Annotated in this window: 14 protein-coding genes and 2 pseudogenes; 9 read left to right on the top strand and 7 right to left on the bottom strand. The window is 69.4% G+C overall.

Annotation, left to right across the window (positions count from 1 at the left end; translation table 11 throughout):
* Positions 1-56: 56 nt before the first annotated feature.
* Together ACRQ5B_RS08970 and ACRQ5B_RS08965 are read left to right on the top strand one after the other, a co-directional pair.
* A complete protein-coding gene (locus tag ACRQ5B_RS08970) occupies positions 57-599 on the top strand; it encodes a hypothetical protein (RefSeq protein WP_432393347.1) in 543 nt (180 codons plus the stop codon).
* Positions 600-613: 14 nt separating this feature from the next.
* On the top strand, positions 614-1,066 hold the full coding sequence (locus tag ACRQ5B_RS08965) for a VanZ family protein (RefSeq protein ID WP_432393345.1): 453 nt from the start codon (positions 614-616) through the stop codon (positions 1,064-1,066).
* On the opposite strand, the gene galU is transcribed toward ACRQ5B_RS08965, so the two are convergent.
* The 7 genes and pseudogenes from galU to paaA all read right to left on the bottom strand — a co-directional run bounded on the left by galU (position 1,063) and on the right by paaA (position 6,891).
* Positions 1,063-1,953, bottom strand: a complete 891-nt coding sequence (galU, locus tag ACRQ5B_RS08960) for a UTP--glucose-1-phosphate uridylyltransferase GalU (RefSeq protein WP_432393343.1) — start codon at positions 1,951-1,953, stop codon at positions 1,063-1,065. The two genes, ACRQ5B_RS08965 and galU, sit on opposite strands and share 4 nt — an antisense overlap.
* A 16-nt stretch (positions 1,954-1,969) precedes the next feature.
* A pseudogene (locus tag ACRQ5B_RS08955) lies at positions 1,970-2,748 on the bottom strand (enoyl-CoA hydratase/isomerase family protein).
* Between the two features lie 45 nt (positions 2,749-2,793).
* Positions 2,794-4,014: a 1,2-phenylacetyl-CoA epoxidase subunit PaaE gene (gene paaE / locus ACRQ5B_RS08950; protein ID WP_432393341.1), complete on the bottom strand. Its 1,221-nt coding sequence runs from the start codon at positions 4,012-4,014 to the stop codon at positions 2,794-2,796.
* Between the two features lie 15 nt (positions 4,015-4,029).
* On the bottom strand, positions 4,030-4,593 hold the full coding sequence (gene paaD, locus ACRQ5B_RS08945; protein WP_432398730.1) for a 1,2-phenylacetyl-CoA epoxidase subunit PaaD: 564 nt from the start codon (positions 4,591-4,593) through the stop codon (positions 4,030-4,032).
* Positions 4,594-4,604: 11 nt separating this feature from the next.
* Complete coding sequence (paaC, locus tag ACRQ5B_RS08940) at positions 4,605-5,537, bottom strand: 1,2-phenylacetyl-CoA epoxidase subunit PaaC (RefSeq protein WP_432393339.1); 933 nt, start codon at positions 5,535-5,537, stop codon at positions 4,605-4,607.
* Complete coding sequence (gene paaB / locus ACRQ5B_RS08935; protein WP_290256078.1) at positions 5,534-5,839, bottom strand: 1,2-phenylacetyl-CoA epoxidase subunit PaaB; 306 nt, start codon at positions 5,837-5,839, stop codon at positions 5,534-5,536. The genes paaC and paaB overlap by 4 nt, the downstream gene beginning before the upstream one ends.
* Positions 5,836-6,891 carry a 1,2-phenylacetyl-CoA epoxidase subunit PaaA gene (gene paaA / locus ACRQ5B_RS08930; protein ID WP_432393337.1) on the bottom strand — a complete coding sequence of 352 codons (1,056 nt, stop codon included), beginning with the start codon at positions 6,889-6,891 and terminating at the stop codon, positions 5,836-5,838. The genes paaB and paaA overlap by 4 nt, the downstream gene beginning before the upstream one ends.
* A 213-nt stretch (positions 6,892-7,104) precedes the next feature.
* Here paaA and ACRQ5B_RS08925 point away from each other — a divergent pair.
* From ACRQ5B_RS08925 to ACRQ5B_RS08895, 7 genes and pseudogenes are all read left to right on the top strand, one after another.
* Positions 7,105-7,712 (top strand): annotated as a pseudogene (locus tag ACRQ5B_RS08925) (low molecular weight phosphatase family protein).
* A gap of 154 nt (positions 7,713-7,866) precedes the next feature.
* Positions 7,867-8,853, top strand: a complete 987-nt coding sequence (locus tag ACRQ5B_RS08920; RefSeq protein WP_432393336.1) for an LCP family protein — start codon at positions 7,867-7,869, stop codon at positions 8,851-8,853.
* A 62-nt stretch (positions 8,854-8,915) separates the two neighbouring features.
* On the top strand, positions 8,916-9,992 hold the full coding sequence (locus tag ACRQ5B_RS08915) for an LCP family protein (protein ID WP_432393334.1): 1,077 nt from the start codon (positions 8,916-8,918) through the stop codon (positions 9,990-9,992).
* Positions 9,993-10,117: 125 nt separating this feature from the next.
* Entirely contained in the window at positions 10,118-13,249 is a 3,132-nt protein-coding gene (locus ACRQ5B_RS08910) for a PAS domain S-box protein (RefSeq protein ID WP_432393332.1), read from the top strand.
* The gene (locus tag ACRQ5B_RS08905; protein WP_432393330.1) at positions 13,242-13,625 is read left to right on the top strand and encodes a response regulator; all 384 of its coding nucleotides are present in this window, start codon (positions 13,242-13,244) and stop codon (positions 13,623-13,625) included. Before ACRQ5B_RS08910 ends, ACRQ5B_RS08905 begins: the two co-directional genes overlap by 8 nt.
* Positions 13,622-14,380: an Hpt domain-containing protein gene (locus tag ACRQ5B_RS08900; protein WP_432393328.1), complete on the top strand. Its 759-nt coding sequence runs from the start codon at positions 13,622-13,624 to the stop codon at positions 14,378-14,380. The genes ACRQ5B_RS08905 and ACRQ5B_RS08900 overlap by 4 nt, the downstream gene beginning before the upstream one ends.
* Positions 14,305-15,261, top strand: coding sequence for a response regulator (locus ACRQ5B_RS08895; RefSeq protein ID WP_432393326.1), 957 nt, complete (start codon positions 14,305-14,307; stop codon positions 15,259-15,261). Before ACRQ5B_RS08900 ends, ACRQ5B_RS08895 begins: the two co-directional genes overlap by 76 nt.
* Position 15,262 lies beyond the last annotated feature (1 nt).

Raw genomic sequence — 15,262 nt, 5'->3', positions numbered from 1 at the left:
CATGCTAAGTTTTCTCCGGGCCGGACAGAGGCTATGGCCCCGGGGGAACTACCGATATGAAACGCACGCTGGCCGCCATCGCTCTGGCCGGAACCTATACTCTTCTGGGCGCACTGCCCGCCATGGCCGTGGATACGGCCGAAAGCACCGATCCGCGTGGTAACTCCGCGGTGGCCGGGGGCGACCGCACCATCAACGTCGGCACCGTGGGAAGTCGGAGCGCCGTCGCTCCCGTGCTGTCCGGCTTCAATGACCCCGCTACCGCAACGGGCGTACTGCTCTGGTCCGCCGTCGGCGGGGTGCGCTTCTGGTGGGCGCCACCTCTGTGGTGCGGGTACGCCGGCAGGCACGGTCCGACCAGGCCTAGCGCCCGGCGTGCGCGCCGATACGACATAATCAATCCCATGGGGAGACATTGGCGGAAACGACGCACCGTGCTGGGCATCCCGCTGCCGCGGAGGCCGCACCTCCCGGTGATCCGGCGGCCCAGAATTCCCCGGCTACCGTTGCCACCCCAGATCCTTCCGTACGCCGCGTTGGCCGTCCTGGCGATCGTGTCCACCGGAGTGGCCTATCTGGCGCTGACGGGCACCTCCTGAAGGCAGCGGAGACCGTGCCCGATAAAAGGGTCTGGGCCTACGCCTTGGGCGCCTACTTCGGCTTGCTGGCGCTCATCGCGTTCTGGCCCAGTCCGGTGGACGCGCCCGTCCAGGGGCAGCTCGCCATCACCCTGCGCTGGCTACACGCCCACGGCGTCCCCCGCTGGGTCAACTACAGCTTCGTGGAGATGGCCGCCAACGTGGTCCTCTTCATCCCCGCCGGCCTCCTCGGCCAACTGACGCTCCCACGGCTGCCCTGGTGGCGCATCACCGCCGCCGGCATGCTCATCTCCGGGTGCATTGAGGCCGGCCAATATCTTTTCCTGCCTCACCGGTTCGCCAGCCTCACCGACGTGCTGACCAACACCGCAGGGGCACTCCTGGGCGCAGTGGCGGCCCGGAAGCTCGCGCCGGCCCTCCCCCGCCTTCTGGGACGGGTGGGCCGGCGCACCGTTCGCAGGCCTTAGCTGACGAACGCCTTCATCCAGACCTTCAGTTCCTCGCCGAACTCCACCCGCTCAGAGGCCATGGTGATCACGGCCTTGAGGTAGCTGAGCTTGTCTCCGGTGTCGTACCGGCGGCCCTTGAAGACCACGCCGTAGACGCCGGAGCCCTCGCCCTCCCCAGCGGCCAGCGTCTGCAGGGCGTCCGTCAGCTGGATCTCTCCGCCGCGGCCGGGCTCCGTGGTCTCCAGCACGCCGAATACCGACGGGTGGAGCACGTACCGGCCGATCACGGCCAGGTTGGACGGCGCCTCGCTGACGGAGGGCTTCTCCACCAGGCTCTTGACGCGGACGAAGTCCTCCCCGTCGATGGCACTGACGTCAGCGCAGCCGTAGGCGCTGATCTGGGCAGGATCCACCTCAATCAGGGCGATCACTGAGCCGCCGGTCTTCTGCTGCACCTCCATCATGGTGGTCAGCAGGTCCTCCGCTTCATCGATCAGGTCGTCGCCCAGCAGGACGGCGAACGGATCGTCACCCACGTGCTGGCTGGCGCACAGGACAGCGTGCCCCAAGCCCTTCGCCTCGCCTTGGCGGACGTAGTGGATGGGTCCCAGCTCGGAGGCCTCGTGGATGGCGGCCAGGCGCTCGGTGTCGCCCTTGAGTTCCAACGCACGTTCCAGTCCGGGTTCCCGGTCGAAGTGGTCCTCCAGCGCGCGCTTGCTGCGGCCCGTGATCATCAAGATGTCATCCAGGCCGGCCCGGGCGGCCTCTTCCACCACGTACTGGATGGCGGGCCGGTCTACCACCGGCAGCATTTCCTTCGGCATTGCCTTGGTGGCGGGCAGGAAGCGGGTTCCCATTCCGGCAGCAGGAATGACGGCTTTAGTTATTGATTTCCCCAATGTCATGGCCCGAGTTTATCGGTCAGCCCTTGAAGACCGGAGTTCGTTTCTCCTGGAAGGCCAGGAAGCCCTCGGCGTAGTCCTCGCTCTCGCAGAGCCGGGCCTGCTCGGAGTTCTCCTCCGCCATGGACTGCCAGAGGCCCAGCCGCTGATCGCGGATGTGGGCCACCAGTTCCTTGCTGGCGGTGAAGGCGCCGGTGGGGCCGGTGGCGACCTTGGCGACGATGCCGCGGGTGGTCTCCAGCAGCCCATCCGCCGGGAGCGCCCGGCTAAAGAGCCCCTCCGCCACCGCCTCGGTGCCGGAGATCAGCTCGGCGGTGTAGATCAGGTCCAGGGTGCGGTGCATCCCGAGACGTTCGGTGAAGTACCAGTGCCCGCCGGAGTCCAGGGTGGCGCCGAGCTTGGCAAACGGAGAGCCGAACTTCGCGTTCTCCGCCACGTACACGACGTCCGTGGCAAGCAGCAGTCCCAGTCCCACGCCCAGGCAGGCGCCCTGCGCGGCGGCGAAGGTGGGGGCCGGGAAGGCGCTCATCTTCTCCATCAGCGGCTGCACCAGCCCGCCGAGGTAGGCCTCGGCGTCGTCGTTCGCGGGGTGACGCCGGCGATGTCCCGGCCGGCGCAGAACGCCCGGCCCTCCCCGCGGAGCAGCAGCGCCCGCACCTCGCCGCGCGCGGCGGCGGCCGCGGCGTCGGCGTAGGCCCGGTCCAGGTCCCGCAGCGCCTGCTCGTCGAGAGAGTTCAGCTTCTGCGGGGCGTCCAGGACGATCTCGGCGACGCCGTCGGCGATGGTCAGGGAAATCATGCGGCTCCTCGTCGGGGAAAGGCAGTCGGAAAGGCGGTGGCGGGCTTAGACGTCGAAGTCGACGGTGACGCTGGGGGTGGTGGGGTGCGACTGGCAGGTCAGCACGTAGCCCTTGTCCAGTTCGTCCTGTTCCAGCGCGTAGTTCTCGTCCATCGTGACGGAGCCGGTGACCACCTTGGCCCGGCACGTGCCGCAGACGCCGCCGGCGCAGGCGAAGGGGACATCCGGGCGGACCCGGAGGGCTGCGTTGAGGATGGACTCGCGGGCGTGGGTGGGGCTGGCCACCTCGCCCTGCAGCCCGTCGAGGGTGAAGGTGATCTTGTAGCTTTCCTGGGATTCGTCGGCCACCACCGGCCGGCCGATGTTGCCCTCGGGACGGTCCGGCTTGCCGGAGGTGAACAGCTCGAAGCGGATGTGCTCGGGCTTGACCCCGCGGGCGGCGAGGGTGTCGCGGCACAGCTGGACCAGTTCGAACGGGCCGCAGAGGAACCATTCGTCCACGTCGTCGGCGTGGATGGCGGTACCCAGCAGCGCCTCGAGCTTCTCGGCGTCGATCCGGCCGCTGAGGAGCGGGGCGATCCGCTGCTCGCGGGAGAGCACGTGGTGCAGGGCCAGCCGGGACGGGTACTTGTCCTTGAGGTCCGCGAGTTCCTCGAGGAACATCACGTCCATGGCCGCCTTGTTGGCGTAGATCAGGTCGAAGCGGGTGTCCGGGTGCGCGGCCAGCAGGGTCCGGGCGATGGCGATCACGGGGGTGATGCCGGAGCCGGCGGCGATCGCCACGAAGTTCCCGGCCTCCCCGGCGAGCTGCTCCGGGTTGTTCATGGACGTCATGAGGTTTTGTTCCTGGCCGTCCCGGCCGTGCTTGGAGACGAACGCGCCCATCGGGCTCATCACGTCCAGCACGTCCCCGGCCTTGAGCTCGGCGTTGGCCCAGGTGGAGAACAGGCCGCCCAGGTCCTTCTTGATGGCCACGCGGATCTCGCTGCTGCCGTCCGCGAAGCTGCGCGGCTCCGCGCAGATCGAGTAGCTGCGGCGGATCTCGTGCGGTTCCCCGGCAGCGTCCGGCAGGGTGGTGCGCAGGGCGACGTACTGGCCCGGGAGGTAGTCGAACTGGCCGGCGAGTTCGGCCGGGACGGCGAAGGTGACCTCGATCGCATCGTCGGTGAGCCGGCGGACCTGGTCCACGGTCAGCGGGTGGAAGGACGCACGACGGCGGCCGGTGGCTGCCGCCGTCTCGGCGGCGGTCTGGCGGACAACGGTCATGGGGGCACCTGTTCCTTACAAGACTTTGAAGTAATCGAACGGTTCCTTGCAGTCCTGGCAGACGTAGAGCGCCTTGCAGGAGGTGGAACCGAAGCGGGTGAGTTCCTTGGTGTGCAGCGAGGAGCACTGCGGGCATTTCACGGCCAGGCTCAGCCGGACCGGGCCCGAGTGGCCGCCGGCACGGGAGTGGCCGGAGGGCGGGGCGATGCCGTACTGCTCCAGCTTGGCCTTGCCCTCCTCGCTCATCCAGTCGGTGGTCCAGGCCGGGGAGAGCACCAGGTCCACGTCGACGCGCGGGTAGCCGGCGGCGTGGAAAGCCGCGGTGAGGTCGTCGCGGATGGTGTCCATGGCGGGGCAGCCCGAGTAGGTGGGCGTGATGGTGACCCGTACCGCAGGGACCATGCCGCCGTCGTCCCTGTCCGGTTCCTTCGCCACCTCGACATCCCGGAGGATGCCGAGGTCGGCGATGGTCAGGACGGGGATTTCGGGGTCGCAGACCGTCGCGGCGAGGTCCCAGGCCTTCTGCTCCGCGGACTTCGGGCTGGGGGCAGCGTCAGCCGTCGGGTGGCTGAGGTACATCTCGGCCATGGTTACCAGCTCGCTCCGGGATGCTCGCGGGCCAGGACCTGCATCTCGGCGAGCAGGTAGCCCAGGTGTTCGGAGTGCAGGCCGCGGCGGCCGCCGCCGGGGGCGGGCTGGACCTTCGGCACCTCGAGTTCGGCCTCGGCCAGCACCTCGCCGGTCAGCCGGTCGAAGTCGGCGCGCAGGCTGGAGGGCTGGACGGCGACGCCGGCGTCGCTGAGCCGGCCGGTGAGCTCGTCGTCGCGGAACAGTTCGTCCACGTAGGGCCAGACCACGGCGAGGCCATGGATCATCCGGGCCCGGGATTCCTCCGTGCCGAGGGCCAGGCGCAGCACCCATTGGGCGCTGTGGTCCCGGTGGTAGTCGACTTCCTTGACCGCCTTCGCGGCGATGCCGGCGATCATGGCGTCGCTGGACTGGGCCAGCTGGCGGTAGAGCTCGAACTGGTAGTAGCTGACGGCGAACTGCCGGGCGATGGTGACGGCGAAGTCGCCATTGGGCTGTTCGAAGAGCTGCACGGAGCGGAACTCGTGCTCGCGGCGGAAATACGCCAGGTCGTCCTCGCTGCGGCCGTCCAGGCCGCCGGCGTAGGTCAGGAAGGAGCGGGCGTGGCCCAGCTGGTCCAGGGCGATGTTGCCCAGGGCGATGTCCTCTTCCAGCTCGGGGGCGCGGGAGATCCAGTGGCTCAGGCGCTGGGCGAGGACCAGGGCGTCGTCGCCCAGGCGCAGGGCCAGCTCGGCGGCGTCGGCGTCCGGTGTGGCGGTGCCGCGGCTGACGGCGAGGGCGATGTCTTCGGGGCGGAGGGCGTTGCCGGGGGTGATGCGGGTGGCGCTGGCCATGCCGTCGCCGCCCGCTCCCGCACCCGCGACGCCGACGGAGATATTTCCGTGGCCGCCGTCGTGGTCCGTTGCGTTGGTGGTGGCTGCTTCGGGGGTGCTCACAGGTGCTTCACGCCCTCGCTCTTGGTGTAGTAGGTGGCGTGCCGGTAGTCCTTGCCCTGGGGGGACTCGAAGAAGGAGCCCTTGGCGTCCGGATCGGAGGAGGCGATGGCCTCGGCCGGGACCACCCAGATGGAGACGCCCTCGTTGCGGCGGGTGTAGAGGTCGCGGGCGTTGCGCAGCGCCATTGCCGCGTCCGGGGCGTGCAGGGATCCGGCGTGGACGTGGGACAGGCCGCGGCTGGAGCGGACAAAGACTTCCCAGATCGGCCAGACGTTGCCGGCGTGGGGTTCGGGGGTGGTCATGCTGCGGCTTCCTTCTCTGCGTTCTTCTTGGCCTGCTTCTCGGCGTAGGCCGCTGCGGCCTCGCGCACCCAGGCGCCGTTCTGGTGGGCTTCGCGGCGCCGTTCCAGGCGCTGGGCGTTGCACTGGCCGCGGCCGGCGATGACCTCGTGGAATTCATCCCAGTCCAGCGGGCCGTGTTCCCATTTCTTCGTTTCCTCGTTGAAACGGATGTCCTCGTCCGGCAGGGTCAGACCCAGGACCTTGACCTGCTCCATCATCATGCCGACGAAGCGGTTGCGGAGCTCGTCGTTGCTGAAGCGCTTGATGTTCCAGGCCATGGACTGCTTGGAGTTGGGCGAATCGTCGTCCGGCGGCCCGAACATCATCAGGGCCGGGGCGTACCAGCGGTTCACGGCATCCTGGGCCATCTGCTTCTGCGCGGGGGTGCCGTGCGAAAGTTCCAGCAGGATCTCGAAGCCCTGGCGCTGGTGGAAGGACTCTTCCTTGCAGACCCGGACCATGGCGCGGCCGTAGGGTCCGTAGGAGGCACGGCAGAGCGGGACCTGGTTGGCGATTGCGGCGCCGTCGACCATCCAGCCGATCGCGCCCATGTCTGCCCAGGTGCGGGCGGGATAGTTGAAGATGGAGGAGTACTTGGCCTTGCCGTCCATCAGGTCCTGCATCATCTGGTCCCGCGGCTGGCCGAGGGTCTCCGCGGCGGAGTACAGGTAGAGCCCGTGGCCGGCCTCGTCCTGGACCTTGGCCATCAGGATGGACTTGCGCTTCAGGCTGGGGGCGCGGGTGATCCAGTTCGCCTCCGGCTGCATGCCGATGATTTCGGAGTGCGCGTGCTGGGAGATCTGCCGAACCAGGGTCTTGCGGTACGCCGCCGGCATCCAGTCCCGGGGCTCGACCCGGGAATCGTCCGCCATCACCTTGTCGAAATAGGCCTGGCCTTCGGCATCCCGGCGGGCCGCGTCCTCGGGGCTCATTTCGTGCCGGCTCTCGAGCCGTGAATCGTGCCGTGCCGGCGAGGGCTCGGCGGGCACTGACTGCAGGGTCTGCGATGCCATGGTTGCTCCTATGCGTTTCCGATAAATAATTACCGACCGTTCGTTCAGGATATGCGCAAGGTTCGGAGCGCGTCAAGCACCGGGTCGTGTCCTGCAAGGGTGTTGCGGGGTCACGACGGCGGGGCCGCGGGGCGCCTCCGGGGGTGTAGCGGGGACCCGTGTTAAGTTGAGGGCGCGGACCACGCGGGTACCGCCAGTTGTGAAAGAGTTTTTGTGGAAACGCACTCCCCCATTCGTATTCTCACCGTCTGCACCGGCAACATCTGCCGCTCCCCGTCGCCGAGCGGCTTCTCCAGGCGGGTCTCGACCAGGTGCAGCCGGGGGCCTTCGTGGTCCGCAGCGCGGGCACCCGGGCCATGGTGGGAGAGCCCATGCAGCCCCGGTCCGCGGAGATCGTCGGCACGTACGGTGGCACACCGGACGGGTTCGCGGCCCGGCAGCTGACCCGCGAGATCCTCCGCGAGTCCGACGTGGTCCTGACCATGGCCGCCTCGCACCGCGGCGAGGTCCTGCAACTGGACGCCTCCCTGCTCAAACGGACCTTTACCATCCGTGAGTTCGCGCGGATGCTGGGCCGGCTCCAGGAACGTGAAGGGGCCGCACCCGTTCCCGTGTCCCGGGGCGGGGGCGCCCCGCAGTGGCGTGACCTTCCCATCCGTGCTGCCTCCGTCCGGCACCTTGCGCTCGCGGCCGACGCCGCGGACAACGACGTCGTGGACCCTTACCGCCGCGGCCAGGACGTCTATGACCAGATGGAAGACCAGTTGGCGCCCGCCATCCTGGCCGTTCTGCGTTACGCGCGTCTCACCTGGCCTGCCTGAGGCCGGGCCTTCGGCACCCGCTCGGTAGACTGCGGGCAACGCTTCCAAACCCTGAGGACATCATGACCCACCCCCTGGACACCGCCCCCGCAGATTCTGAGGCGTCCCCGCCCGGGCCCGGCGCCAAAAATCCCGCGGCCGCAAGGTGCTGCTGGTGATCGGCATCCTGGTGGTGGTGGCCGCGGTGGTGGCCGGCGGCTACATCTTCAACCTGGCCCGGACCTTCGACTCGCAGAGCACCAAGATCGAGACGGCGTTCCCGCAGGAGTCCACCCGGCCGGAGAAGCCCCAGCCCACCCAAGGCGGCAACGGCAAGACCGCCGTCAACATCCTCCTGATGGGCAGCGACAGCCGGGGCGCCACCGAATCCCAGGCCGCCGAGGGCGCCTCGAGCGACCAGCGCGCGGACACGCTGATGCTGGTGCACATCCCGGCAGACCGCAAGAACATCTACACCATGTCCATCATGCGCGACCTGTGGGTGGACATCCCCGGGCACGGTCAGGCCAAGATTAACGCGGCCTTGTCCCTGGGCGGGACGCCGCTGATGGTGCAGACGGTCGAATCGATCTTCAAGCAGCGCATCGACCACGTGGCCATGATGGATTTCCAGAGCTTCAAGGGCCTGACCGATGCCTTGGGCGGCGTCACGGTCAACGTCACCACGCCGTTCAATTCCAGCCACCTCAAGGGCCACTATTTTGGGCTCGGTCCCAACACCATGAACGGGGACGAGGCGCTGGCGTTCGTCCGGGAGCGGTACGCCTACGCCGACGGCGACTACCAGCGGGTGCGCAACCAGCAGGCCTACCTCAAGGCGGTCCTCAAGAAATCGATCGACGCCCAGACGCTGTCCAACCCCGTGACGGTCAGCAACCTGGTGGGTGCCATGTCCCCCTACATCAGCGTGGACAAGTCCCTGGACGCCGCGACCATTGCCGGGCTCGCCGTCGACCTCAAGGACGTGCGGGCGCAGAACGTGGTCATGTTCACCCTGCCCACCTCCGGCACCGGCACCTCGGCCGACGGCCAGTCCATCGTCCTGCCGAACCCCGACGCGATCGCACACATCACCGACGCAATGACGAAGGACACGCTGACCTCCTACGTGGCCGAAAACCACTTCGAGAACGGCAACTAGGGCCAGCTAGGCACCGCACCTCGGCCCTGTTTCCGGCCGGATTTCCGTGGTAGCTTCCGCGGATGGGGAGCAGCGCTGACAGTCCCGGCACCGGGCCCGGCGGCCATGCCGGGGCAGGCGGCGGCGCCGGCCGGCCTTCTGCGCGGCGCCGCCGGGTGCTCTGGATTCTCGCCGCTGCCGTGGTTCTGGCCCTGGTGGCCACGGGCGTGCTGCTGGCCCGCCCGTGGCCGCAGGGCAGCGAACCTGCCACGCCGCCGTCGCCGTCGTTTCCGCCCAGCGCAGCCTCCCCCACACCAACGCCCGAACCGTCGGCCGCCGACCTCAACATCCTGATCATCGGCAGCGACAGCCGGGTCAATGCCCGGGCGGACGCGGTCGCGGGCGCGCCGTCGGACCAGCGTGGCGACGCCCTGATCTTCGTGCACCTGCCGGCGGACCGGCAGCACGTCTACGGCATCTCGATCATGCGCGACTTGTGGGTGGAGATCCCGGACCACGGCGAGGGCAAGGTCAACGCCGCCTTGGAACTCGGCGGCCTCGAGCTGCAGACGCGCACGATTGAGTCCCTGCTGCAGACCCGTATCGACCACACCGTGATGGCAGACTTCGAGGGGTTCGCGGCCCTGACCGACGCCCTGGGCGGCATCGAGGTCGACGTGCCCCTGCCGTTCACGTCCACGCTGGAATCCGGCCACGTCTTCACGCCCGGCATCAACCACCTCACCGGCGCCCAGGCCCTGGACTTCGTCCGCGAGCGCAAGGCGTTCGCGGACGGCGACTACCAGCGGGTCCGGGACCAGCAGGCCTTCCTCAAGGCAGTCCTGGCCAAGGCAGTGGGGGGCGGCGCACTGGCGGACCGGGCCACTGCCCGCGCGTTCGTCACCGGCGTCCTGCCGCACGTCTCAGTCACCCCGGGCCTCACCGTGGACACCCTGGAACGGCTCTCCTACAGCCTGCGCGGCACCCCCGCGGGGAACGGCGTCTTCTTCACCCTTCCGACGGCGGGGACCGGCACCAGCCCGGACGGACAGTCGATTGTGCTGCAGGATCCCGGCGCCACCGCGGAGGTGGCCACCGCCCTGGCAGCCGGTACCCTGCCTGCCTATATCACCGCGCACAACCTTCAGAACGGGAACTGACACCCGGCTTTCACGCCGCCTCAACGGCCGTCGAGTGGTCATTGAGCGCGGAATCGTTACGTGAAACCTGAGGCTCTTGCACCCTATGACAAGACCGGGCCCGCAGACTCGGTCATAATCGAGGAATGAATGACCTCAGCAGCCCCACCAGTCACTGGAGCCTTCAGGAGATACTGGATGCGGCAGCGGACGCCATGTACGGCGTGGACGCCGAAGGCCGGATTTCCTTCGCTAACCGGGCGCTCCTGGAGTTGCTGGGCGTACGCCGCGAGGATCTGGTGGGGCAGGACCACCACCTCGCGCTGGGACACCCGGCTGGGCCCGGCAGCGCTGAGCGTGGCAGCGCCGAGCGTGGCAGCGCTGAGACCGGCAGCGCCGACGCCTGCGCGGCGTGCGACGCCATCGGCCCCGGCCGCCCTGCCCACGGCGAGCTGCTCCTCGACCGCCCCGGGAAGGCACCCCTGCCGGTCGCCTACGCCGCCCGCCCCGTCGGAACGGACGGGAGCCGCGGCGCCGTCGTAACCCTCCATGACCTGAGCGAGCGCCGTGCCCTGGAGGAACGCCAGCGCAAGGCCCAGGCAGAGGTAGGCCAGCTGGTGTCCGTGGTGGAGGCCAGCCCCAACCTGGTGGTGGTGGGCAGGTCCGACGGCCGGGTCCAGTGGCTCAACACCAGCGGCCGCACCTTGCTGGGGATCGGCGCGGACGAGGACGTCAGCAGCCTGGCCATCGAGGACATCTTCGAGCCGGAGGAGATGGCCCGGGTCTTCGCGGAGGACATGCCCGCGCTTCTCAGCGCCGGCCGCTGGCAGGGTGAGCGGGTCCTGCGCTCCCGGACCGGAGAAGCGATCCCGGTGGCCGTTGCGTCCCGGCTGCATCTGGACGAGACCTTCCCCGAGGGGTACTACGTCACCGAAATCATGCGGGACCTCCGGCCGCAGCTGGAGCAGGAACGGAACCTCAGGCTGAGCGAGAACCGCCTCTCCACCGCCGAGACCATCGCCGGGGTGGGCAGCTGGGAATGGGACCTGGAGAAAGAGCACGTCCACTGGTCACGCGGGCTGTACCAGCTCTATGGCATGACCGGTGACGGTGTGGAGACGCTGGAGACGTGGTTGGCCACGGTACATCCGGACGATCAGCGGCGGGTCGGGGAGATCTGCGCCCGGGCGGCCGAGGGCAAGGGCGGCCTGGACTTCATCTGCCGGTCCAGCCGGGCCGACGGTACGCAGATGGTGGTACACAGCCGCGGCGGGATCGTGGACGAGGTGGGCGCCCCGCGCGTCATTGTCGGCACCCTGCTGGATATCACCGAGCAGCACGCGGCCCTCGCGGCCGTCCAGCGGAGCCAGGAACTCACCCGCCGGATCCTACAATCCGCCGGCGACGCCTACGTGCAATTCTGCGCCGACGGCGTTGTGACCGAATGGAACGCCCAGGCCGAGAAGATTTTCGGACGGGACCGTGACGAGGCCCTGGGCCAGCCGCTGGTGTCCCTGGTCACCGGGACGGACCGGCGCGAGACCCTGGCGGCATTGCTGGGGCTGAGCGGTGGACCGGGTGCCGCCGGACTGCCCACCGAGCATTTTGAACAGCCGATGCTGCACCGCTCCGGCCGCGAGTTTCCCGCCGAGGTGACGGCGTGGACCACCGACGACGGCGAACAGCGCGTCCTCAGCTGCGTGATCCGCGATGTCAGCGAACGCCGCGCCGCGGAGCGGGCCAAGAACGAATTCGTCTCCGTGGTGGGCCATGAACTGCGGACACCCCTGACCTCAATCCACGGAGCCCTGGGCCTGCTGCGGGCCGGCTTGCTGGGGGAACTGAATCCCCGCGGCAAGCAGATGGTGGAGATCGCCGCCCACAACACGGACCGCCTGGTCCGGCTGATCAACGACATCCTGGACATCGAACGGCTCAATTCCGGGAAGGTGGACCTGACCCTGCAGGACTGCGACGTGGCAGTCCTGGCGGAGCGGTCCCTGGAGGTGATGCGGCCCATGGCCGACCGGGCCGGGGTGCGCCTCACCCTGGACGCCCCGCCCGCCCGGCACCGGGTAGACCCGGACCGGATCGAACAAACCCTCACCAACCTGCTGAGCAACGCCATCAAGTTCTCCCCCGCCGGTGCGGAGGTTGTGCTGTCCGTCCGGGAAGATGACACCGGGTTGACCATTCAGGTCCGGGACCAAGGCCGCGGCATCCCCGAGGCCGACCTGGAGCGGATCTTCGACCGATTCCAGCAGGTGGACGGCTCCGATGCGCGGGACAAGGGCGGCACCGGGCTGGGCCTGGCCATCTGCCGGACCATTGTCGAACAGCACGGCGGCAGGATCCGGGCCGAGAGCCCGCCGGGCGGCGGAGCTGTGCTGGCGCTGACCATCCCGGCCGCCCCTGCACCGTCACTCGCTGTAGCTGAGTCTCCGGTGACGCTGTCCCCCGCCGTGGCGGCGTCGTCCTCTCTGGACGCTGAGTCGGACGAGGAGGACGCACCGGCCGGACCCAGGGTCCTGGTCTGCAGCGACGTGGCCGCGGTCAGGGAACGGATCGCGGACGTGCTGCTCTCCCGCGGCTACGAACCGGTCGAGGTGGCCGGCGGGACGCTGCTGCTCGACGCGGCACTCCGCCACCGCCCCGCGGTGATTCTCTTCGAACAACGCACCCCGGCGGTGGCCAACTGGGAGGCGGTCATGGGGCTGCACGCCCAGGCGGAGACCCATGACGTGCCGGTGGTGTTCCTCAGCTTCGACGGCGACAGGGTGTTCGCCGAATCCGACGACCTCGCCGCGGCGGACGAGCCGATGGACCTGGGCGGCCTGGTGGAGGCCGTGCGGGCGGTCATCGACAGGCATGACGCGGGCCCGGAGCTCCTGCTCGTGGAAGATGACGACGGGCTGGCCGCCGTCCTGGCCGAACGGTTCCGCCGGCTCGGCATCCGCGTGCACCGGGCCGCCACCGCACGCCAGGCGGTGGACGCCTGCGCCCGGATCGTGCCGGACCTGGTGGTCCTGGACCTGCAGCTGCCGGACCAAGACGGATTCGCCGTTGTGGCACAGCTGCGCCAGGACCCGCGGCTGCGGGGCACCCCGCTGGCGGTCTACAGCGCCCGCGACGTGGACGAGCCGGACCGGAAGCGGCTGAGGCTTGGGAAGACCGGCTTCTTCACCAAGGGCCGGGTCAACCCGGACGAATTTGAACTGCATGTCATGGACCTCCTAGGCCACCTGACGAACACCTCAAAGGAGATCTCCCATGGCTAAGCGCCGGAGCATTTTGCTGATTGACGATGACCGGGGCATCCGGGAAGTGGCGTGCACCGCGCTCGAGATGGTGGGCGGCTACGACGTCAGCACCGCCGCTTCCGGCACGGAGGGCCTGGACAAGGCCCGGACCAGCCCGCCGGACGCGATCGTGCTGGATGTCATGATGCCCGGGCTGGACGGGCCGGAAACCTTCGCGCGGTTGCAGCAGCAGCCCGAGACGGCGGACGTTCCGGTGATCCTCCTGACGGCCAAGACCCAGGCCGCGGACCGGACCCGGTTCACGGCGCTGGGCGTTGCCGGGATGCTGGCGAAGCCCTTCGACCCGATGACGATCAGCAACGAGATCGCGGCCATCCTGGGGTGGGACCGGTGACCGGCGGCACGGCAGCGGCCGGCGTCGACTCCCCCGGAGCCGGCGACGCTGCGGCAATGATCCGGGTGATCTGGAACAACAACCGCGACGACGTCATGGACCGTGTCGCCTCGCTGGAGGACGCGGTAGCGTCGCTGATCGAGGGGAGCCTCTCCCCTGACACCCGCCTGGCCGCCGAACGCGATGCCCACAGGCTCGCCGGCGCGGCCGGGACGTTCGGGTTCCGCCGAGCCTCGGCGGCGGCCCGCGAACTCGAGAGCATTCTGGCCGGAGCGTATCCCATCCCCCTGGACCGGACCCTGGCGGCGGCCGACGAGGTGGTGGCCCTGCGCGACGACCTCGGCCGGGACCCGGATCTGGTTACCGCACCGAAAGCCGGTCAGGACGGGGCCGGTTCTCCGGCCAACGGCTCACCCTCCGGCCCGTCCGTGGTCATCGAAGTGACCAGCCGGAGACTGCGCCGGCAGCTGACATCCGCCGCCGAGGGCCTGGGACTGGTCCCGCTGGCACCCGACGCCGGGGGATCCTCCCGGAGGGATCGCAGCCCGCCGCGGCACTGGTGGAACTCACCTCCGGCAGCGGCAGCCTGGGGCTCATCAGCCGATTGGCAGCCCTCAACCCGCCCGTCCCTGCGCTGGCCCTGGCAGCCCCGGAGGCGGCCGGTGAGCGGGTCGCCGCCGTGCGCGCCGGAGCCCGCGGCTTCCTCAGTTCGGAGACGGCCGCCGGGGACATCCTCGCCGCGCTGCAGGGCTTGATGGCCCCGGCGAAGGATTCCGAAAGCACGGTGCTGATCCTGGACCAACTGCCCCGGGAGCTCTCCCCGGCAATCGGAGCCGTGCTCCAGGCCGGCCTGAGCGTCGAATCCGTGGCCGACTCCGCGCAGTTTTGGGTGCAGCTGGCAACCGTCGGCCCGGACCTGGTGATCCTCGGGACCTCTGCCGCCGGCGATGACGCGGCCGAATTGTGCCGGGCGCTCCGCAGCGACCCCACATGGGCGGCGCTGCCCGTCATCGTGCTCTCTGACGATCCCGACCCGGGAGCGGCGGCAGCCCTCTTCGACGCCGGGGCGGACGACGTCGTCGCAGGCACCCTCGACGCACCCGAACTGGCCGCGCGTGTCCGCAACCGCATCGCCCGTGCCCGGATGCTCGGCGCCGGGCCGCGCAACGGACAGGCGCACGATGTGGCCGTTAAGGCCCCGGCCCCCGGACCGGACGCCGGGGTATCCGGCGCGGGCGCAGCGCCCGGAGCCGATTATGACGTTGACGTTGTGGCGGTCGAGGACGACCCGCTCCTGGCGGACCTCCTGCGGCACGCAGTGACCACGCGCGGCTACCGCTTCCGCCACTTCGGCGACGGACAGGCGGCGGCCGATGAGCTGGCCGGGGCCAAACCCGCGCTGCGCTCGCGCGTGGTGCTCCTCGACGTCGACCTTCCCGTCCTCAATGGGTTCGGCCTGCTCCGGCAGCTTGCCGTCACAGGCCGCCTGTCCGAGACCCGGGTGATCATGCTGACCGCCCACTCCAGCGAAAAGGAAATCGTCAATGCCCTCACTCTGGGCGCGTTCGACCACGTCGCCAAGCCCTTCAGTGTGCCCGTGCTGATGCAGCGCGTTGACCGGGCCATGGGACTCTGAC

Origin of the sequence: Pseudarthrobacter sp. L19, assembly GCF_050859435.1 — a bacterium.
Classification (GTDB): domain Bacteria; phylum Actinomycetota; class Actinomycetes; order Actinomycetales; family Micrococcaceae; genus Arthrobacter.
This window is presented reverse-complemented; position numbering and strand designations above follow the sequence as displayed.